The sequence below is a fragment of the Nocardiopsis sp. TRM 82005 genome (genome assembly GCF_056312425.1).
Window position 1 is genome coordinate 1 of the sequence record NZ_JBWDTQ010000001.1, and the last position, 20,639, is coordinate 20,639.

Here is a 20,639-nt window from a genome sequence, read left to right on the forward strand (position 1 = left end):
GACCTGGACACTGCCTACCGCAACTTCTTCGACTCCCTCAAGGGCAAGCGCCCCAAGACGGGTGCTCCCCGGTTCAGATCCCGTAAGGACCACCGGCAGTCGGTCCGGTTCACTGCCAACGCCCGCTGGAAGATCACCGACCAGGGCAAACTCGCGCTGCCCAAGGTCGGTGAGGTGAAGGTGAAGTGGTCACGCGCCCTGCCCTCGACCCCCTCCACCGTGACCGTCATCAAGGACGCGGCGGGTCGGTACTTCGCGAGCTTCGTCGTCCAGACCGATGACAAGCCGCTCCCCGAAACCGAGAACGATGTGGGGATCGACCTGGGGCTGGGCCACTTCGCGGTGCTCTCCAACGGCACCAAGGTCGACAACCCGCGGTTCCTGCGCCGGGCCGAGAAGAAGCTGAAGAAGGCCCAGCGGGCGCTGTCCCGCAAACAGAAGGGGTCGAACAACCGGGCCAAGGCACGGGTGGAGGTCGCCCGCGCCCACGCCCGGGTGGCCGACTGCCGCCGCGACTTCCACCACCAGTTCTCCACGAGGATCGTCCGCGACAACCAAGCTGTGTACGTGGAGGACCTGTGTGTGAAAGGACTTGGGCGCACCCGGATGGCCAAGAGCGTGCACGACGCCGGATGGTCAGCGTTCGTGGCCATGCTCGAATACAAGGCTGCCCGGTGCGGGCGCGCCTTCGCCAAGGTCGACCGGTTCCTGCCCTCCTCGCAGACCTGCTCGGAGTGCTGGGCCATCGACGGCCCCAAACCACTGCCTGTGCGCACCTGGACCTGTTCCGGGTGCGGGACCGAACACGACCGGGACGTCAACGCGTCCCGGATCGTGCTCGCCGCTGGACGGAAACTCGCCGCAGAGCGGGAAGCGGAGAGCTGAAACGCCTGTGGAGGCGGGGTAAGACCACCACCTTTTCGGGTGGGGCACCGGCCCGGGAAGCAGGAACCAGCGGACGCTGTGAGGCGCACCGCGCTTACAGTCGCGAGGCTGTGGGAATCCCCGGGGTTCACCCCGGGGAGGACGTCAACGGGGCATGTTCTGGATCGCCGTGACCGACGACGGCGGCCTCCCCGGGGCGGTGCCCACCGTGCCGGAGGTCGGAACCGGCTTCGGCCTGAGGCTGGTCGACAGGCTGGCCACCGCATGGGGCTGGTTCGGCGGTGCGGGGCACCCGATCACCGTGTGGGCCGTGGTGGATCCGTGTGGGGGTGGTGCGTCCCCGGAGGTTCCTGTCCGTGAATTGGAAGTCCCCGCCCAACGCGCCGCCGGATGATTTCCGTTTTCCAGAGGCGGGCCGCTGCTTTCGCGGTCCGCCCCTCGCGTCGTGGTGGGTGCCTCCAGCAGCGGCGTGACCACATTCGGCCACGTCTGGAACGTCGTCCCAGTTGGCAGGGATCTGCCTGTGCGGGTTGTCCCAGGGCTTCACTATCGTCGATATGGGGGTAACCACTCGTTTGCCACCCAGTAGATGTTTATGGGGGTCCTGATGGTTTTTGGAGTCTACACTTTCCAGCACGCCCGTGTGCGTTTTCTACTTGTAGCTTCTGTGCTATCACTTGCAACGACAGGATGTTCGCTTGCTGGGAGCACGAGGGAGGTGGCTGATTCTTTCGCAAACCTGGACTACCAGGATGCGGTGAGTGGTATTTCGTGGGAATGGGAGAATCCTAATGGGTCTTCCCCGGAGATTTTTACTGTCCCTGGGGGAGTTGCGGTTATTCATAAAGAGGGTGTAGTTGCCTTGTCGGGAGAGACTGGAGAGGAGCTGTGGAAATACGAGGTTCCAGATCAGACGGTGGTCGGCAATATTTCGGATAATGGAAAATACATCGTACTTCAAGTAGGAGGTACCGATTCAGAAGAAAATGGAAAAAAGCTGATTATTTTGGACTCTGGCGTTGGCGAGATCGTGCGTGAAAAACCATTAGCCCGCTTCGATGCTGAGATAGCGGATCGGGTTGCGGATGTGCCCCAGTTGTGGGAACCGTTGAGTGGTGTCGTCGATAGTGCATGGGTTGTTCGTGAAAAGTCGGAGGTCGTGGCTCACAGGCTAGAGGGCGATGGAAAGCTGTGGTCTGTCTCCAATAGTGATCTCGCGATATGTGAAGATGTCGGTTCGGTAGACGATCTTGCTGTCGAGCCAGAATGCCCGCAACCTGCTGTTGGAAACCCTGGCCTAGATGGGGTCATAGGACCATCCTGTCTTTCCTTTCGTTCAAGAGGTGGTGCGGACGCGACGGTGATCGGGGCCCTCACCTGATGATCTTGCCCGGGGTGGCGTGGACGACCGCCGACACCGCCACCACGGGCAAGATCATCGCTGTTGGTGGATGCGCCGCCCTCGCTCCCGACCATGCGTCTCCTCCTGCCTGTAAAACACGGGCAGGAACTGAGTACAAGCCTGTTGACTCCCTATTGGCAAGCGTTCACCGCCCCCCAAAGAACTCGCTTTCAAAGCCCGGGCGCGATATCCGGAGAGGCGGCCGGCTCATGGCATCGAACCGGCCGCCTCGTCGCCACCTTCGGAGGTAGTCCGGTGGCGCAGTAGCCGATCCCCTCGCCGCGCCCTCCCCCTCTGCGGGTCGAGCGGGCTGGGGGGACTCCCGGGCGGCCGCAGTCCGCGGGGTGTCGCGGCGGCGCTCCACCGCTGGGCATCCGACCCGCGCACCGACGGAAGTCGCCCCCCTGGCCTACGAAGGAAGGGGGCGGGCGCGCTCAGGACCCTCTTGGACGACGACGCGGGTCCTGGCTTTCGGCAGAGGCGCCGGAGGGCTCCCCGGACCTAGGCTCCCCGTGGCCCAGAAGGAAGCGGACACGGGGAGAGCGTGATGTCGGGAGTGCTGAACACGGGCGCGGGGGCGGTGTCCTGAGATGCTGCGCACCACCCTCGCAGGCCTGCGCCTGCACCGGGGCCGCCTGTTCACCACGGCCCTGGCCATCGTGCTGGGCGTCATGTTCGTCACCGGAACGCTGGTCTTCACCGACACCATGAACGAGAGCTACAGCCAGCAGGCTCTGAGCGGCGTGGACGAGTTCGACGCGCTCGCCGTCGCCGAGCGGGGCGAGGACGCCGCGCCGACCGGGCTCGACGGGGAGCTCCTGCGGGAGGTCCGCGCTCTTCCGGAGGTCGACGCGGCCGCGGGCCTGGTCCACGGAGGCGCCGCCCTGCTGGACGAACGGGGCCGCGCGGCGGGACAGGTGGCGACCCTGGCCGTGTCGCTGCCGGAGGAGGAGGCCCTGCACCGCTACCCCGTCGTCGAGGGGCGCGCGCCGCGGGCCGCCGACGAGGTCGCGCTCGCCACCGCCACGCACCGCCAGACCGGCCACGGAGTCGGCGACCGGGTGGAGGTGAGCGGCGCCGACGGCCGGACGCACGAGTTCACCGTCGTCGGCCTGGTCAACGCCGGGGTCGACTCCCTGATGAACTTCCGGGGCACCCTGTTCTACACCCCCGGGGCCGCCGCCGAGATGACCGGTCGCGACGACTTCGTGGAGATCGACGCCGTGGGCGCCGACGGGCTCTCGCAGGAGGAGGTCACCGAGGCCGTGGCGGCGGCCGTCGGGGCGGCCGGGGCCGAGGGCGTCGACGTCACCACCGGGCGGGAGTACGCGGCGCTCCTGTCCGACGCGGCCAGCCTCCAGGCCGAGGTCTACGCCATGGCGCTGCTGCTGTTCGCCGCGGTCGCGGTGTTCGTCGGCGGGCTGGTCATCTACAACACCTTCGCCATCCTCATCGCCCAGCGCCAGACCGAGATGGCCCTGCTGCGCTGCGTCGGCGCCACGCGCGCCCAGGTCTTCCGCTCCGTGCTGCTGGAGGCCCTCGTCGTGGGCCTGCTCTCCTCCGCCGTCGGAGCGGCCGCCGGCGCGGGGCTGGGCGCGGGCGGGTTCGCGGTACTCAGCGCGGTCAACCCGGACATGGCCACCGCCCCGGTCATCACACCGGCGGCGGTCGCGGCGGGCCTGACCGTCGGCACCGCCGTGACGCTGGTGTCCGCCCTGGTCCCGGCCCTGCGCGCGACCGGTGTCCCGCCGCTGGCCGCGCTGCGCACCGGTGCCACCGCGCACGCCCCCGGAGGGCGCCGGTCCGGTGTGCTGCGGGCCGCCGCCTCGCTGCCGTTCCTCGCCGCCTCCGCCGCCGTCTGCGCGCTGGCCCTGCGGGCCGAACCGGGGCAGGCCGCCATGGTCATGATCGCCGCCTCGGGGCTGCTCGCGTTCTTCGGGGTCCTGGTCCTTGGCCCTCTCCTGGTGAGCGCGCTGACGGCTCTGGTGGCCGGGCCGCTGCGGCGTAGCGGGGTGTCGGGCATGCTCGCCGCCGACAACTCCCGGCGCAGCCCCAGGCGTTCCGCGACGGCGATGGTCGCCCTGACCGTGGGGGTCACGCTCGTCACCGGCTTCTCGGTGATCAGCGGCACCGTGGAGCGGACGGTCGACCACAAGCTCGACGCGCAGTTCCCCATCGACTACATGCTCTCCAAGTACTACGACGAGCAGGACGCGGGCATCCCCGGGAACATCGCGCGGCGGCTCCAGGGCGACGGCGACTTCGCCGAGGTCTACACGGTGCGGAGCGTGGACGCCGAGGTGGCCGGACGTACGTCCCGGGTGGGCGCGGTCACCGGGATCACGCTCCCGGAGGCAGCCGGGGAGGCGGTCCTGGAGGGCGGCCTGGACGGCGGAGCGGGGACCGCGGTGCTCAGGGAGGACGCGGCGGCTGAGCTGGGCGCGGGCGTCGGCGACACGGTCCCGGTCACGACCGGGGAGGGCCGGCGCGAGGCCGAGGTCACGGCGGTCGTCGACCGGGAGACCATCCTTCCCGAGGTCACGCTCCGGCTGGAGGACTTCGCCTCCGGGTTCGACCGCGACAGCGACGACACCGTGTACGTGGTCCTGGCCGACGGGGTGCCCCAGGAACAGGCGCGCGCCGAGCTGGAGTCGGTGGTCGCCGACGAGCCCACCGTCGCCCTGGACAACGCCGCGGCGATCAAGGAGCAGTACACGGGCATGATGGACCAGCTGTTCCTGGCCGTGCTCGGGCTGCTCGCGCTGACGATCGTCATCGCGGTGTTCGGCATCGCCAACACCATGGCCCTGTCGGTCCTGGAGCGCACCCGCGAGTCCGCGCTCCTGAGGGCCCTGGGGCTGTCGCGGGGACAGATGCGGCTCATGCTCGCGACCGAGGCCGTGATCGTCTCGGGGATCGGCGCGGTCGTCGGCGTCGCCCTGGGCGTGGTCTTCGGCGCCCTGGCCGGACGGACGATGATGTCGGGAACGCTGTTCGCCCTTCCGGCGGGTGAGATCGCGGTCTTCCTCGTGTGCGCCGGACTCGTCGGCCTGCTCGCCGGGGTCCTGCCCGCCCGCAGGGCCGCCCGCGCCTCCGTCACCGAGTCCCTGACCGACCAGTGACCCGGCGAGGGGCGGCGGCCCCAGTGCCGCCGCCCCGACCTCTCACCCCCGCGGGTCGAACAGGTCGAGGAACTCGCAGGCGAAGGCGGCCGCGTGCGCGGCGGCGATCGGCTGCCACAGGTCGTCGTCCCCGGGGGTCTTGCCGCTGAGCAGGTCCGAGATCCCGCGGATGACCAGTGAGTGGGTGCCCGAGGCCAGGTAGGCGCTGCGCAGGAACCCGTAGCCCTCCATCTCCACGGCGACCGCGTCCCCGCAGTGCTGGCGCAGGCGCTCGGCGGTGAGCGCGTCCCGGTCCGCGACGACCTTGTTCCCGGCGGCCACCGGCTTGACGAAGGCCCGGGGCGGATTCGGGAGGGGGCTCACCAGCGCCCGCCCGACCCATTCCCGGCGAAACACCACGTCCATGGCCCGCTGTACCGCGGCGTGGGACGGCGCCGCCGTCTTGGCCCGGGAGCGGAAGGCCTCCCCGTCCTCCTTGCCGGTCTCGTAGTCGTAGACCGCGTCGGCCACCACCACGTCCCCGTGCCGCACGTCCTTGACGCCCCCGGCCACCCCGACGAACAGGACGGCCTCGGGGGAGAACGCCGTACGCGCCCTCTCCAGGGACACACCCGCGTCCACGTTGCCTGCTCCGACCTGCGCCAGGGCGACCCGGCGGCTGCGCCGGGCGCCCCGCAGGGCACCGATCCGGTACAGCGTCCCGTTCTCGCTGCGCTCCTCGAACGGCTCGGACAGGTGCTGCGCGACCGCCCGGTACTCGCTCTCGATGGCGGTGACCACCACCGCGTCGGCCACCGGGGAGGACACGGGTACCCCAGGGGCCCGGCCCCGGGGCGCCGTGGCCTGGTCGGCGGACGGCTCGGACGCGGGGGGTGCCTGGTTGACGGTGGTGTTGCCGGGGCCGAAGTTCATGCCGGTGACGTCCTGCCGCCCGAACACCTGGTTGCCGTAGTTGTCGCTCATCTTCCTGCTTCCATGCCTTCCCCGGCCACACTCGTGTGCCGGGGCCCTAGTTGAAGGAGCTGGTCTTGCCTGTCCCGTGCTCGGACGCGGGGGGTGCCTGGTTGACGGTGGTGTTGCCGGGGCCGAAGTTCATGCCGGTGACGTCCTGCCGCCCGAACACCTGGTTGCCGTAGTTGGTACTGATGTTCTGGATGATGCGGGCGACCTGTCCGGTGTCGTAACCCGCCTCCCCGAGCACGTCCCTGACGCAGATCAGCACCTTCTCCGGGACGGCCCGGGTGACGCGGCGGACGTCGTGCGACTGGAACAGCTGCTGGAGTCCGGTCGTGGCCGCGCGCTCCCGGACGCCCATCCGGGGGGAGTAGTCGAAGAAGTGCCCGTGCGCCTGTGCCCAGGCATGCAGCCTGTGGTTCTCCTGGACGGTGCCTCTGGACCTGTTCCAGGCCAGTGCCTCAGACACCGGGTTCGCCTGGACCTCACCGGGGAGGCCGCGGAGCGAGCTCCAGAGCAGCCGTCCCAGGTCCGCCGGCGCGGAGGTGACGGCGAGGGGCCCGGAGGGGACCTGGTGGGCACTGTGGACAGGGGGCATGACCATGGTCTCGCCCTCGACGTGCAGCAGGCCGCCCAGGGCGGACAGCCGCACGAAGACCGTGACCACCACCTGGCCCTCCCACATGCTGACCCCGATCTCCAGGAAGTGCCGGGCGCGCTCGTGGAAGGCCTCGACGAACCCGTCGATCCACTCCCCGCGGAGCCTCCACGGGCGCTGGTCGATCAGTACGGGGGCCAGGGCGGCGATGTCGTCCCGCCGTATTCCCGGGAGGAACACGCAGTCGCCCACCTCGACCTCGCGGCGGGTGCTCAGCACGCCCTCGGCCGCGGTGAGCCGGGGCAGCTCCGCGCGCAGCCTGGCGTAGGCGCGCTCCACCAGCTCAGCGCCGGACGGCTCCGGAACCGCCGGAGCGGGGCCCTCCCCGGCCCCCGCGCCTCCGTCGCGGCAGGAGGCCGCCGCCGTGCCCTCCGGGAACCGCCGCCACTCGGCGCCGGCGGGGAGGAGCTTGAGCGTCACCGGCCAGGACTCGTAGCGCACACCGGTGCCGATGAAGGGCGTGAAGCCGCCGTAGAAGGCCACGGGTACCGTGCCGACACCGCTGCCCCTCCAGGGCGACCCCGCCCGTGTCCGGATGGCGTGGAGGGCGCGGTTGGTCCTCAGCCGTACCCAGCAGCCGACGACGACCATGGCGATGAACAGCAGCAGCAGGCCCATCCAGCTGGACATCAGGTTCCCCGGGCCGGCCTCGCCCAGTTCCGGTCCGAAGGGGCTGCCCGCGGGGCTCCTTCCGGTCGGGTACCCGCTCCCGTACGGGCCGGCGCTCGCGAGGAACTCGGCGAACAGGAACGGTGCGAGGAACAGGCCGACCACGGACTGCACCAGTGGGAGGATGACGATCGCGCCGAGGCAGCCGATCCGGGCCCGGGGGCCCCGACGGGCTGAGCGTCGGCGTGCCACAGCGGCCATGACGGCGGTGTAGAGGAGGGCGACCAGCCCCGCGAGGAGGCTGAAGAGGCAGACGAGGAGGAACGCTCCGAGGATCCAGGCGCCCGCGACGGCCCGGACGTTCCTCGCCTGCCTGCACTCCTCGGTGACCCGTCCGGCGTCCAGCCCGGGCTCTCGTGCCAGGGTGCGGTACGGGTTGTCCACACGCTCCCGCAGGACGTCGGCCCGAAAGGCCGGGTCCGTCCAGGCAGCGCAGCACAGACGGGTGGTGGAGTCGTACCCGGGGGCTCCGGCCGCCATCTCGACACCCGAGGCGGGTACGGGCTGGCTGGTGCCCTGACCGTTCTGATCGATTCCGTGTTCGGTCACGACAAGCTCCTTCGGACACCGGCTCACGAGGGCACGTGCGGCCGGCAGCGAATGACTGAGGGCGTGAGGGGGCGGGGGCAAGCGGGCAGGTGCTGTGCTTCTGGTTTTCCTGTTCCTTTCGGATCCCCGTGCCGCGGGGACGTTAAGGGTCCGTGGGGGCGGCGCCGCCCGGGACCCGGCCCGAGTCCCAGGCGGTGTCGAAGACGCGCAGGGCGAAGTCGTAGAGCCTGCCGGATCGGCGAGCGACGATACACGGAGAGTGACGTCCGTGTTCCTCGCTTTGGTAAAGCGTGATGAAGGCGACGTTGTCGGTGACGATGATCCGGTACAGGTTCGGCAGGTCGTAGAAGCGGATCTCCGTGCCGCTTCCGCCCTTGGCCGCCTCCGCCAGGTAGTGGAAGTTGGCGAGTACCTGTTCGGAGAGCAGGCCGGGGCCGAAGCCGGGGTCGACGGAGATGAGCTCCCTCTCCCTCCGCTCCAGCCAGGACCCTCCCGTGTCGGTGGGGGAGGGGTCGGGCAGGAGCACCCGGACGGAGTCCGGTGTCCGTCCTCCACCGGTCCACAACGGCGTGAAGGCGTCCCGGGTGAGCTCGTTCCCCCGCCCGACCATGACGCGGAGCCAGCGCGCTCGGCCGATCTCGTCGGAGAGCGCCTCCTTCGCGTCGTCCTGACGCCGGTGGACCCGCAGGGCGCCGAGCCCGCTGAGCCCGGAGGCCACCGCCAGGAGCCACCAGCGGACCCTCCGGGACAGGAGCCATCCGAGCCCCAGGGCGGCGGCGGTCGCCGCCAGCGAGCTGCTGACCCCGAGCGCGAACTCCGTCAACGTGTGCTCCCCGCGTGTGATGGCCCATGGCGTTTCAGGAGACTTTCTAGTCACGTTGACCATAACGGAGTCCACGTTTTTGGTCAAGTGGACTTTTAGTAGGTTGAGGGGATGAACACCGCAGTAGTGCCCGAGGTGCCCAGGTTCCCGGTCTCCGTGACGGTCGACCTCGTCATCTTCACCGTCCGCGACGACGACCACCAGGTGCTCCTGGTCGAACGGGGAAAGGAGCCCTTCCTCGGCCGCGGCGCGCTGCCGGGCGGGTACGTGCGTCCGAACGAGGGGCTGGACGGGGCCGCCCTGCGCGAGCTGCGCGAGGAGACCGGGCTGGACGGACGCGGGCTGCACCTGGCCCAGCTGGGGGCCTACGGCGACCCCGGCCGCGACCCGAGGGGCAGGGTCATCACCGTGGCCTACCTGGCGCTGGGGCCGGACCTGCCCGTCCCCGTGGCGGGGACCGACGCGGCCGACGCCGTGTGGGTGCCGGTCGACAAGGCACTCGACCCGGAACCGGGCCTGTCCTTCGACCACGGACGGATCCTGGCCGACGCGGTCGAGAGCGCGCGCTCCCAGCTGGAGTACACCACCGTGGCCGCGAGCTTCTGCAGGGAGCCCTTCACCATCAGCGACCTGCGCAGGGTCTACGAGGTGATCTGGGGGATCGGCCTGGACCCCAGCAACTTCCGCCGCAAGGTCACGAAGACTGCGGGCTTCGTCGAACCCACGGGCGAGCGCCGAACCGCCGAGGCGGGGCGCCCCGCCGCCCTGTACCGGTTCGGCGGCGCCCGGGAGCTGTATCCGCCGCTCCTGCGCTCCGGCGACGTCACCGGTCGGACCCGCGAGGCGGAGTCCAAACGCGCGACGCCGGTCGGCCACGACAGCGCGTAGCCGCCCCGGGCCGCCCCGGGCCGCCCGGTGTTGGTCCGTGCGGGTCGGGGTAGTCGGGCCTCATGGACACGAACCCTCAGCGGAACGGTTCGCGGACGCCCCTGCCCACCGTCACCGGTCTGGCCGAACTGGCGGAGCTCGTATCCGGGCGGGAACGTCTCTACCTGCGCTACTCCGACGGCCCCGACCAGGACGGCAGCTCGGTGAGCAGGGACTACGAGAGCGGGCTCGAACTCCCCGGGCTCTCGGTCACCGTCCTGACACCGGAACCATGGTGGACCCGCCCGCTGGAGGACTGGCTCGCCCGCCAGGTCCGCAAGTACGCCTCGCTCGTGGAGGAGGACCCGCGAAGGTGCGGGTGGGTGCTCCGGGGGCGCACCGTCGCCCACGGCCCTGACCACGAGCCGCTCCTGGACGGTGTGCGGCCGGTCGCCTACCTCTCCGAGGACGTGATGGGGGAGGCGCTGGACAGGTACGAGCGGCACTTCGATCCGGGGCGCGGGCCGACGGATCCGTAGGCCCCGTGACTTCGTCGGCCCGGGGGTGGAACCGGATTCGGCCGCCGTGGTTGGCTTCGGGGTATGTTCGCTATCACCGCAGCACGCATCGCACCCGAGGACCCCGTCTCCGGTCTGGAGGCGGGCGAGCGCCCCGACCCCGAGCCCCGCGAGGGGTGGACGACGGTCGACGTCCGGGCCGCCTCCCTCAACCACCACGACCTGTGGAGCCTGCGCGGCGTCGGACTCAGCGAGGAGCGCCTGCCCATGGTCCTCGGCTGCGACGCCGCCGGAGTGGACGAGGACGGCAACGAGGTCATCGTGCACGGGGTCGTCGGGGATCCGGCCGCCGGTGGCGGCGACGAGACACGCGATCCCCGGCGCTCCCTGCTCTCGGAGGTCCACGACGGCACCTTCGCCGAGAAGGTCCTGGTGCCCCGTGGCAACCTGGTGCCCAAACCGGCGGAACTGAGCTTCGAGGAGGCCTCCTGCCTGCCCACCGCGTGGCTCACCGCCTACAGCATGCTCTTCGGCAAGGCCGGCCTGCGGCCGGGTTCCACGGTGCTGGTGCAGGGCGCCGGAGGAGGCGTGGCGGCGGCGCTCATCCGCCTGGCCTCGCAGGTCGGGCACCGCGTCTACGCCACCAGCCGCAGCGAGGAGAAGCGCACCAGGGCCCTCGGGCTGGGAGCCCACGCGGCGCTGCCCACGGGTGAGCGCCTGCCGGAGAAGGTGGACGCCGTCTTCGACTCGGTCGGCCAGGCCACCTGGGCGCACTCGCTGCGCTCCCTGAAGCCGGGCGGTGCCGTCATCACCTGCGGCGCCACCAGCGGGGACGCGCCCCCCGCCGAGCTCAACCGGGTGTTCTTCCTCCAGCTGCGGGTCCTCGGCTCCACCATGGGCACCAGGGAGGAGCTGGCCGCCCTGGCCGAGATGTGCGTCCGCACGGGCGTGCGCCCCGAGATCGACCGGGTGCTGCCCCTGGCGCGGGCCGGGGACGGCCTCCGCGCCATGGCCAACGGCGAGCAGTTCGGCAAGATCGTCCTCACGGTCTGACCTGCCCGGCCGCCCCGGGCCACTCCCGGCGCACCACCGCGTGGCAGCGGTGAGCCCCGCACGCGCGAGGGCCGGGACACCCGCGGTGCCCCGGCCCTCGCCCCGCATACGTCCCACCGGTTACCCGTGTCCCACCGGTGGTCATCGAACGGACGGCGGTTTACTCGTCGTCGTCATCGTCCTCGTCGCGGCGACGCCTCTTCTTGCCGTCCCGGCCCGGACGCAGCAGCGCCTCGGCCAGGGCCAGCACGGTCTCCTCCAGGGAGGAGAACCGCTTGGTGATGTCGTCGTGGGAGTTCTCGACCGCCTCGGTGACGGTCTCCTCCAGCTCGTGCCGGTCCGGGCGCTGCTTGAGCTCGCGCAGTACCGGCGACACGGACGTGGTGACGTGCTCGCCGATCTCCTCCAGCTTGCCGGTGTGGTCCAGCTGCGGCCGGTCCATCAGCTCGGCCAGCCGGCGGTGCAGCTCGCTGACCTCCATGGTCTGCGGCAGCTGGTGGAGCCGCTGGTTGAGCGCCTCCAGGCGGTCGTCGAGGGCCTCCATGCGGCCGTCCACGCCCTCGAAGTGCCCGCCGACGCCCTCGAACTGGCCCTCGACCCCGTTGACCCGGCCGTCCAGGCCGTCCAGGCGGCCGTTGACACCGTCGATCCGGCCGTCGATGCGGTCGATCTTGCCCTCGACGCTCTCGAAGCTCCCCTCGAAGTGGCCCTCGAAGGTGTCGAAGCGGTCGGTGAGGCGGCCCAGCTCGTGGTCCACCTTGCCGGTGATCTGCGACAGGTGGTTGTCGACCTTGCCCGTGAGCGCCTCGCGCTGGCGATCCAGCCGCTCGTCCAGGGCCTTGCGGTGCGACTCCACCTGTTCGGTGAGCGTCTCGGTCAGCGTCTGGGAGCGCTCCTCGGACTCGGCGGCGAGCTTGGCGCCGCTCTCCCGGACGAACGTCCGCAGCTCGGCGAAGTCGGCGGTGACGCGCTCGGCGTCCTCGGCGATCCGTGCGTCCAGGGCGTCGGTGCGCTCGGCCATCGCCTCGCGCAGCCGCTCGGAGGTGGACTCGGCGTGCTCCCGGGTCTCGGTACGGCCCAGCTCCATCTGCTCGTTGAGCTCGGCCAGGCGCTGGCGCAGGTGGGCGCGCAGCTCCGTGAGCGAGGACTCGTGCTTCTCCCGCAGCTTGGCGAGCGACCCGGTGACGTCGGCGACGGCCGCGGTGGTCTCGGCGTTGTTCTCCTCGGCCTGGGTGCTGAGGTAGCCGACGCTCTCGGCGAGCTTCGCGGAGAGGGACTCGTGGCGCTCACCGGAGGCGGTGGCCAGGGAGCCCAGCTCCTCGGCCAGGGCGGTGGTGCGCTCGCCCAGCTCGCCGGTGTTCTCCTGGAGGCGGGTCAGCAGGGTCTCGTGCTGCTCGGCGGTGCGCTCCTCGAAGGAGGTGCGCAGGCGCTCGGTGCGCTCGTCCACGAGCGTGTGCAGCCGTTCGGTGCGCTCCTCCATGAGCGTGTGCAGTTCGACGGAGGACTCCGCCAGCTTGGCGGTGACGGTCTCCTCCAGCCGGGTGTCGGCGGCGACGAGGGCCTCGCGGCTCTCGTTGACGGCGGAGGTGAGGCTCTCGCGGCTGGCGGCGACGGCCTCGGTGAGCTCGGTCCGCCCCTGGGACAGGGCCTCGGCCAGCTCGGTGCGGTTCTCGGCCAGACCGGCGGTGAGGGCCTCGTGGCGGCTGCCGGAGGTCTCCGACAGCGCGGACAGCGAAGCCTCCACGGCCTCGGTCTTGGCGGTGAGGGAGGCGAGCGCGGTGTCGAGGGTGTCCAGGCGCTCACCGAAGGTCTCGCTCAGCCCGTTGAGGCGCTCGCCGAGTTCGGTGACCTGCTCGGCGGTGCGGTTCCCGGTCTCGGCCATCCGCTGTAGGCGGGTGAGCGCGGTGTCCAGGTGCCCGGCGACGCGGTGGGTGTCGGCACGGAGGGAGGGCATGTCCGACAGGGGCTTGACCTGTTGACCGAGGACCTCTATGTGCTCGGCGAGGGTCTCCGCCCATTCCGGCGGCCGGGCCAGGAAATCGTCGACACGGCTGTTGACCGTGGCGACCGACTCGGAGAGGGCGGTGAGCTCGCGCTCGCGCAGTTCGCGGAGCAGCCACTCCATGCCCTCGAGGCGCTGGCGCATCTCCTCGCTGACCACGCCCTGCGACTTCTGCTCGGAGACGTGCTCCTGGGCGGCCTGAGAGAGCAGGTCGCGCATCCGGTCGGAGATCCCGGCCTGACCTCCCTCATTGAGGAAGTTGTGATTGGTCTGTTCCACCGAGGTGCTCCTTATTTTTCTGGCGCTCCCGTGCCTGCCTGAGGGGGAACGGACGGTGGGTTCCGGACAGGACGGGTTCTCGATGGTCCCCGGGCGGGCGGCGCTCCCGCATCGGTACTGCCTCATCGTAACTTTAGCGTGACTGTGTGTATACACAAGAGGCGAGGTCCATGTCCTGGTCGAACCGCCGGACGGATCGAACAACCATGGCCTTCCGGGTGAACCCATGAGAAGGGAAAGAATTCAGCGGTGGCCAGTTTAACGACACGGACACCTCTATCCCCAGGGGCCGGCCAAAGATATGGGTTCGGAAGGTAACGATCTGGCCTGCCCCCGTGACCCGGGATCCGCGCCCGGCCCCCGCACCGCGCACGGGTCCCTCATACCGTGACCCGGTCCTCGACCTCGCGGCACAGCAGGCAGAAGGGCCGTTCGCCGATCCGGGTGAGCACGACGGTCACCGATTCCGGGCCGGAGGCCCGAAGCTCCCGGCGCAACTTCTCGGTGTCCACCGCCGAACCCCGCTTCTTGATCGTCACCGTCCCGGCATTCAACTTCCGCACCGCCGAACGCAGCCGTTTCAGGGAGAACGGCAGCACCTCCAGGACCTCCAGCACCCGCCACAGCGGCGAAACGACCGCGCTGTCCGCCGTGAAGTAGGCGATCCGCTCATCCAGCAAGGCGCCGTCCACCCGGGCCGCCGCCTCGGCCACCAGGTGCGAGCGCACCACGGCCGGATCCGGGTCGTACAGGTAGCGCCGGGGCCCGGCCACCGGGGCCGGGCCCCGCCCGGGGGCGGCGTCCAGGTGCGCCACCGGGCCCTCGCGGGCCAGCAGCCCCTCCCGCTCGTGCAGCACCGTCGCCCGGCGCGGCGTCCCCCCGGCCAGCGCGCCGAACCACAGCGCCGTCTCCTTCAGTTCTCCGTCCACCGAGATCCACTCGGCCGCCGCGTCATCGGGCAGCACCTCGTGCGGAATGCCCGGCGCGGCCTTGAGGCAGGCCGCCCCCGAGCCCCTGGCCAGTTCGGCCGCCACGTCCCACGGCGGGGAGTAGGCCGCCGGATCGAACACCCGGCCACGCCCGCCCCGCCGGGCCGGGTCGCAGAACAGCAGCGGGTACCGGCCGGGTACGGCCTCAGCGGCGTCGCCCTCGCGGATCCGGGCCAGGTCGGACAGCCCGAGGGCCTCGATGTTGGCGCGCGCCACGGCCGCCGTCAGCGGGTCGGCGTCCACGCCCTCCACCGGGACACCGCGCTCGGCCAGCGCCAGCAGGTCCGCGCCGATCCCGCAGCACAGGTCGCCCGCCGCGGCGCCGTCCAGGACGGAAGGGGCGGCCCGCGCCAGCCGCTCCGCGCGGTAGTCGGCCACCACCCGCCGGGTGGCCTGCTCCAGGCCGTCGGGGGTGAAGAACATCCGCTCCGCGCGTTCGCCGAGCTTGGCCCGGCCGCGCTCGCGCAGCAACACCTGGGTCAGGACCGCGTTTACCAGTTCCGACGCGGGTAGACCGGGGTCGAGGGCCGCCACGCGCGGGTCGTCGCGCAGCAGGGAGGCCGTGGTCAGCCGGTCCCGGGCGGCGGCCTTCGGGTCCACCCCCGCAAGCACCTCCCGGCCCGCGTCGGTGAGCAGCGCCTCGAAGGCGGGCACGCGCATGGGTTCCCCTCAAGCGTCGAAGAGCGGTCGTCGGAGAGCGTCCCAGGCTGGTCGCTCCGGCCGTCGCGGACGGGTCCGGCCGAAGCTCCGCCGATCCCGGGGCGACCGGTTCCCGGGCGCCCCGGGCTGGGAGGGGCCTCTCACCGGGGATCACGGTCACATTTCCATTCTGGCACTCTCGGGGGTAGAGTGCTAATCGCGACGAGGCCGGTCTGGCACCCGCGACGACAGGCCGCCGTGGTCGCCCCTTTTTCGCAGTCGGCCCGTGCATCAGTACGGGTCGCAGACAGGACACCGAAACCTTGAAGGGGGAGGTCACACAGTGTCGACCGCCACCAAGACCGTGCTGAAGCCGTTGGAGGACCGCGTCGTGGTCCGGATGCTGGAGGCCGAGCAGACCACCGCTTCCGGTCTGGTCATCCCGGACACCGCCAAGGAGAAGCCCCAGGAGGGCGAGGTCCTGGCCGTGGGCCCCGGCCGTCTCGACGACAGCGGCAAGCGCGTCGCCCTGGACGTGAACATCGGCGACGTCGTCCTCTACAGCAAGTACGGCGGCACCGAGGTCAAGTACGACGGCGAGGAGTACCTGGTTCTCTCCGCCCGCGACCTGCTCGCGGTCGTCGACAAGTAGGTCCTGACGGGGCCCGGATCGCCGGGCTCGGAGTCATCCGCATCCCGCACCGGTCGGCATATCGCCGGGCGGGCGGGATGCCCGTTTTTTGACCAGCCCAAAGAGGAAGCATTCATATGCCGAAGATCCTGGAGTTCGAGGACGACGCCCGTCGCGCTCTCGAACGGGGCGTCGACCGCCTCGCCAACGCCGTGAAGGTGACGCTCGGCCCGCGCGGCCGCAACGTCGTCATCGACAAGAAGTTCGGTGCCCCCACCATCACGAACGACGGCGTGACCGTCGCCCGTGAGATCGACTTGGACGACCCTTACGAGAACCTGGGCGCCCAGCTGGTCAAGGAGGTCGCCACCAAGACCAACGACGCCGCCGGTGACGGCACCACCACCGCGACCGTGCTCGCCCAGGCCCTCGTGCGCGAGGGTCTGCGCACCGTGGCCGCCGGCGCTTCCCCGATGTCCCTGAAGAAGGGCATCGACGCCGCCGCCAACAAGGTGTCGGAGGTCCTGCTGGAGCGCGCCCGCCCCGTGGAGGAGCGCGAGGACATCGCCTACGTCGCGACCAACTCCGCCCAGGACGCCCAGATCGGCGACATGATCGCCGAGGCGTTCGACAAGGTCGGCAAGGACGGCGTCATCACGGTGGAGGAGGCCCCGACCTTCGGTCTGGACCTGGACTTCACCGAGGGCATGCAGTTCGACAAGGGCTACATCTCGCCCTACTTCGTCACCGACGGCGACCGCCAGGAGGCGGTGCTGGAGGACACGCTGGTCCTGATCCACCAGGGCAAGATCAGCAACCTCAACGAGCTGCTGCCCCTGCTGGAGAAGGTTCTCCAGAGCAAGAAGCCGCTGCTCATCATCGCCGAGGACATCGAGGGCGACGCACTGGGCGCCCTGGTGCTGAACAAGATCCGCGGCACGCTCAACGTCGCCGCGGTCAAGGCGCCCGGCTTCGGAGAGCGCCGCAAGGCCATGCTCCAGGACATCGCCGTCCTCACCGGCGGCCAGGTCATCGCCGAAGAGGTCGGCCTGACCCTGGACAACGCCGACGTCGACACGCTCGGCAGCGCCCGCCGTGTCACCGTCACCAAGGACACCACCACCATCGTGGACGGTGCCGGTGAGCAGTCCGAGGTCGAGGACCGCGTTCGCCAGATCCGCAAGGAGATCGAGGCGAGCGACTCCGACTGGGACCGCGAGAAGCTCCAGGAGCGCCTGGCCAAGCTCGCGGGCGGCGTGTCCGTCCTGCGCGTGGGCGCGGCCACCGAGGTGGAGCTCAAGGAGAAGAAGCACCGCCTCGAGGACGCCATCTCGGCGACCCGCGCGGCCATCGAGGAGGGCATCGTCGCCGGTGGCGGCGCCTCCCTGGTGCACGCCGTGTCCGCACTGGACGACCTCGACCTGACCGGCGAGGAGGCCACCGGTGTGGCGATCGTCCGCCGCGCCCTGGTCGAGCCCGCCCGCTGGATCGCCGAGAACGCGGGCGCCCAGGGCTACGTGGTCACCCACCGCGTGGCGGAGATGGAGGTCGGTCACGGCTACAACGCCACGACCGGCGCCTACGGCGACCTGACCGCCGAGGGCATCATCGACCCGGTCAAGGTCTCCCGCTCCGCCGTCCAGAACGCCGCCTCCATCGCGGGCATGCTGCTGACCACCGAAGCGCTGGTCGTGGACAAGCCCGAGGAGGAGGAAGACGACGGTCACGGCCACGGCCACTGATACCGGCGTCGGCAGCCGGTGAGCCACCGGGTGGGCGGCCGGTCTCCGTACCGGCCCCCGTCCGTCGCCGGAAGCCGCGGTTTCCGGGCCCGGTGAGGCCCGGTTCGAGGGCGGGACACGATCGTGTCCCGCCCTCGCGCACTACCACGCGGGTTCCCTGTTGCCTCCGGGCACACGTGGCGTTTTCGGGCGAATTTCCCAAAACGTGACCATTCCGTAGTTGTCAATCTGAGCGGTTGGGTCCCGTGGTGGGGGCATCATTCGTAGCGTGACGGATGCAGGCGCCCGGGGGGGCGTTACCGCGCAGCGGCCAGGAACGCAAGGCGAAGCGGACTCCGCTTCGCGCGACACGGGGTTGAACCATCTGGGATCGCTCGCGGTTCAGGGGGACGACGGGGCCATGGACTCGCTGCTGCGCGAGGTCCGCCCCATGGTGGTCAGGTACTGCCGTGCCCGCCTCGCCCGGGTCTCGGGACTGGCCCACTACTCCGACGACGTGGCTCAGGAGGTGTGTATCGCCCTGCTCTCGGCGATACCGCGCTACCAGGACCGCGGCCGTCCGTTCGCGGCCTTCGTGTTCGGGATCGCGGCCCACAAGGTGGCCGACACCCTGCGCGTGGCCGGCAGGGTGGAGATGGTCTCCACCGACTCCGTGCCCGAGCGGCCGGACGAGGACCCGGGGCCGGAGGAGTCGGCGGTGCGGGTCATCGAGGCCCAGCGCGCCAGGGAGCTCCTCGACGAGCTGCCCGAGCAGCAGCGCAGACTGCTGGTCATGAGGGTGATCGTAGGACTTACAGCGGATGAGACGGGACATGTTCTTGGAATGTCGGCAGGAGCGGTACGGGTTGCCCAGCACCGAGCTATTGCTCGGCTTCGGCAGGTGGCCGTGGCGAACCGCCTCCTCCCCTGAGCACGGCGGGCGTCTCCGTACCGGTCGCCGCCCGTGTCCCGACCGCCCGCGCGTGCGCGGCTACTGCCGCGCGCTGGGCCCGACGGGGTACCGCTCCTCGCCCTGACCCGCTGGCCCGTCAGCGCCTCCGCGGCGTCCTCCCGGACGTCCCGCGGACCCGCCTCCGCGGACGGTCTCCGGTCGGTCAGCGGATCCGTGCCCCCATCGGGAAGAACCGGGTGCCTTGTGCCCGTTGCAGGGGAAAGGCCCCTTCGAGGATCCGCCGGGGGCGTGGCCGAAACCGTGATGCTGGTCACTTTTCGGTTGGGGTGACGGGTCGAACAGTCCGTTCCACCGGGGACGCACCGGGCCACGACCTAGGATGAGACGACACGCGGGGGCGATACCGCGCAGGTGTGCCGGGAAAGCGGAGGTTGTGTCATGGGCCATGAGTACAGCGACTACGGGGACAAACTACTACCGCCGGGGCTGACGTACGACGACGTGCTCCTCGTGCCGGCCTACTCCGACCTTCAGCCCGGTGAGGTGGACACCGTCACCCAGCTGTCCCGGAACATCACCCTGAGCATCCCGCTGCTGTCCGCCGCGATGGACACCGTCACCGAGGCGCGCATGGCCGTGGCCATGGCCCGTCAGGGCGGCGCGGGCGTACTGCACCGCAATCTCTCCGCCGATGACCAGGCCAGCCAGATCGACCTGGTCAAACGCTCCGAGGCGGGCATGGTCACCGACCCGGTCACCTGTCAGCCCGAGGACACCCTCGCCGACGTCGAGCGCCTGTGCGCCCACTACCGGATCTCCGGTGTCCCCGTCACCGACGGCGCCGGCGTCCTGGTCGGCATCGTCACCAACCGGGACATGCGCTTCGAAAACGACCGCGACCGCCTGGTCCGCGACGTCATGACCACCGAGAGCCTGGTCACCGCCCCCGTCGGTGTCAGCCGCGAGCAGGCCTTCGACCTCCTGCGCCGGTACAAGGTCGAGAAGCTGCCCCTGATCGACGGCCAGAACCGCCTGCGCGGCCTGATCACCGTCAAGGACTTCATCAAGAGCGAGCAGTTCCCCGACGCCACCAAGGACGCCGACGGCCGCCTCGTCGTCGGCGGCGCCGTGGGTGTGGGCGACGAGGCCGAGGAGCGCGCCAAGCGGCTCGTGGAGGCCGGGGTCGACTTCATCGTGGTGGACACCGCCCACGGTCACTCCTCCGGACTCGCCGACATGATCGCCAAGCTCAAGGCCAACTCCCGCGCCGACATCGTCGCGGGCAACGTCGCCACCCGGGCCGGGGCACAGCTGCTCATCGACGCCGGAGCCGACGCCATCAAGGTCGGTGTGGGGCCAGGCTCCATCTGCACCACCCGCATCGTGGCCGGTGTGGGCGCCCCGCAGCTCACCGCCATCCTGGAGGCGTCCAAGGCCTGCGGTCCGGCCGACGTCCCGATGATCGCCGACGGCGGTCTCCAGTACTCCGGAGAGATCGCCAAGGCCATCGCCGCCGGCGCCAACACGGTGATGCTCGGCAGCCTCCTGGCTGGCGTGGAGGAGAGCCCCGGCGAACTGATCTTCATCAACGGCAAGCAGTTCAAGGCCTACCGCGGTATGGGTTCGCTCGGCGCCATGCGCGGCCGCTCCTTCTCCAAGGACCGCTACGCGCAGGCCGAGGTCTCCTCCGAGGACAAGCTGGTCCCCGAGGGCATCGAGGGCCAGGTGCCCTTCCGCGGACCGCTCCAGGCGGTCGCCCACCAGCTCGTCGGCGGCCTCCACCAGTCCATGTGGTACGCCGGTACCCCCACCGTGGCCGACCTGCGCGAGCGCGGTCAGCTGATGCGCATCACCAGCGCCGGACTGCGCGAGAGCCACCCGCACGACATCAAGATGACCGTGGAGGCGCCCAACTACAACGCGCGCTGACCACGCGCGTGCGGCGGTAGCACCGCCACGGCACAC

General features: G+C 70.6%; 16 protein-coding genes. 11 read left to right on the top strand and 5 right to left on the bottom strand.

Going from position 1 to position 20,639, the window contains the following annotated elements; genetic code table 11:
- The 4 genes from AC0T5L_RS00005 to AC0T5L_RS00020 all read left to right on the top strand — a co-directional run.
- The coding region (locus AC0T5L_RS00005; protein WP_476163208.1) for an RNA-guided endonuclease InsQ/TnpB family protein at positions 1–885 on the top strand (885 nt) is incomplete at its 5' end.
- Positions 886–1,039: 154 nt separating this feature from the next.
- Positions 1,040–1,279, top strand: coding sequence for a hypothetical protein (locus tag AC0T5L_RS00010; RefSeq protein WP_476163209.1), 240 nt, complete (start codon positions 1,040–1,042; stop codon positions 1,277–1,279).
- Between the two features lie 324 nt (positions 1,280–1,603).
- Positions 1,604–2,266, top strand: a complete 663-nt coding sequence (locus AC0T5L_RS00015; RefSeq protein ID WP_476163210.1) for a hypothetical protein — start codon at positions 1,604–1,606, stop codon at positions 2,264–2,266.
- 611 nt (positions 2,267–2,877) lie between these two features.
- Complete coding sequence (locus AC0T5L_RS00020) at positions 2,878–5,409, top strand: ABC transporter permease (RefSeq protein WP_476163211.1); 2,532 nt, start codon at positions 2,878–2,880, stop codon at positions 5,407–5,409.
- Between the two features lie 42 nt (positions 5,410–5,451).
- On the opposite strand, the gene AC0T5L_RS00025 is transcribed toward AC0T5L_RS00020, so the two are convergent.
- The 3 genes from AC0T5L_RS00025 to AC0T5L_RS00035 all read right to left on the bottom strand — a co-directional run bounded on the left by AC0T5L_RS00025 (position 5,452) and on the right by AC0T5L_RS00035 (position 9,062).
- Positions 5,452–6,372: a 5'-methylthioadenosine/S-adenosylhomocysteine nucleosidase family protein gene (locus AC0T5L_RS00025; protein WP_476163212.1), complete on the bottom strand. Its 921-nt coding sequence runs from the start codon at positions 6,370–6,372 to the stop codon at positions 5,452–5,454.
- Between the two features lie 46 nt (positions 6,373–6,418).
- A complete protein-coding gene (locus tag AC0T5L_RS00030) occupies positions 6,419–8,239 on the bottom strand; it encodes a hypothetical protein (protein ID WP_476163213.1) in 1,821 nt (606 codons plus the stop codon).
- Between the two features lie 142 nt (positions 8,240–8,381).
- Positions 8,382–9,062: a hypothetical protein gene (locus AC0T5L_RS00035; RefSeq protein WP_476163214.1), complete on the bottom strand. Its 681-nt coding sequence runs from the start codon at positions 9,060–9,062 to the stop codon at positions 8,382–8,384.
- Positions 9,063–9,173: 111 nt separating this feature from the next.
- Here AC0T5L_RS00035 and AC0T5L_RS00040 point away from each other — a divergent pair, with 111 nt between their 5' ends.
- From AC0T5L_RS00040 to AC0T5L_RS00050, 3 genes are all read left to right on the top strand, one after another.
- A complete protein-coding gene (locus AC0T5L_RS00040) occupies positions 9,174–9,950 on the top strand; it encodes an NUDIX hydrolase (protein WP_476163215.1) in 777 nt (258 codons plus the stop codon).
- A gap of 62 nt (positions 9,951–10,012) precedes the next feature.
- Positions 10,013–10,468 carry a DUF6098 family protein gene (locus AC0T5L_RS00045; RefSeq protein WP_476163216.1) on the top strand — a complete coding sequence of 152 codons (456 nt, stop codon included), beginning with the start codon at positions 10,013–10,015 and terminating at the stop codon, positions 10,466–10,468.
- Positions 10,469–10,531: 63 nt separating this feature from the next.
- Positions 10,532–11,500 carry a zinc-binding dehydrogenase gene (locus AC0T5L_RS00050; RefSeq protein WP_476163217.1) on the top strand — a complete coding sequence of 323 codons (969 nt, stop codon included), beginning with the start codon at positions 10,532–10,534 and terminating at the stop codon, positions 11,498–11,500.
- Positions 11,501–11,660: 160 nt separating this feature from the next.
- On the opposite strand, the gene AC0T5L_RS00055 is transcribed toward AC0T5L_RS00050, so the two are convergent.
- Both AC0T5L_RS00055 and AC0T5L_RS00060 read right to left on the bottom strand, forming a co-directional pair.
- Positions 11,661–13,781 carry a coiled-coil domain-containing protein gene (locus AC0T5L_RS00055; protein WP_476163218.1) on the bottom strand — a complete coding sequence of 707 codons (2,121 nt, stop codon included), beginning with the start codon at positions 13,779–13,781 and terminating at the stop codon, positions 11,661–11,663.
- A gap of 380 nt (positions 13,782–14,161) precedes the next feature.
- Positions 14,162–15,430: a class I SAM-dependent methyltransferase gene (locus AC0T5L_RS00060; RefSeq protein ID WP_476163219.1), complete on the bottom strand. Its 1,269-nt coding sequence runs from the start codon at positions 15,428–15,430 to the stop codon at positions 14,162–14,164.
- A gap of 322 nt (positions 15,431–15,752) precedes the next feature.
- Here AC0T5L_RS00060 and groES point away from each other — a divergent pair, with 322 nt between their 5' ends.
- The 4 genes from groES to guaB all read left to right on the top strand — a co-directional run bounded on the left by groES (position 15,753) and on the right by guaB (position 20,603).
- The gene (gene groES / locus AC0T5L_RS00065; protein WP_476163220.1) at positions 15,753–16,061 is read left to right on the top strand and encodes a co-chaperone GroES; all 309 of its coding nucleotides are present in this window, start codon (positions 15,753–15,755) and stop codon (positions 16,059–16,061) included.
- A gap of 116 nt (positions 16,062–16,177) precedes the next feature.
- Positions 16,178–17,782 carry a chaperonin GroEL gene (gene groL / locus AC0T5L_RS00070; protein ID WP_476163221.1) on the top strand — a complete coding sequence of 535 codons (1,605 nt, stop codon included), beginning with the start codon at positions 16,178–16,180 and terminating at the stop codon, positions 17,780–17,782.
- Between the two features lie 268 nt (positions 17,783–18,050).
- A complete protein-coding gene (locus tag AC0T5L_RS00075) occupies positions 18,051–18,692 on the top strand; it encodes a sigma-70 family RNA polymerase sigma factor (protein WP_476163222.1) in 642 nt (213 codons plus the stop codon).
- Positions 18,693–19,112: 420 nt separating this feature from the next.
- A complete protein-coding gene (gene guaB, locus AC0T5L_RS00080) occupies positions 19,113–20,603 on the top strand; it encodes an IMP dehydrogenase (RefSeq protein WP_476163223.1) in 1,491 nt (496 codons plus the stop codon).
- The last annotated feature ends 36 nt before the right edge of the window (positions 20,604–20,639 follow it).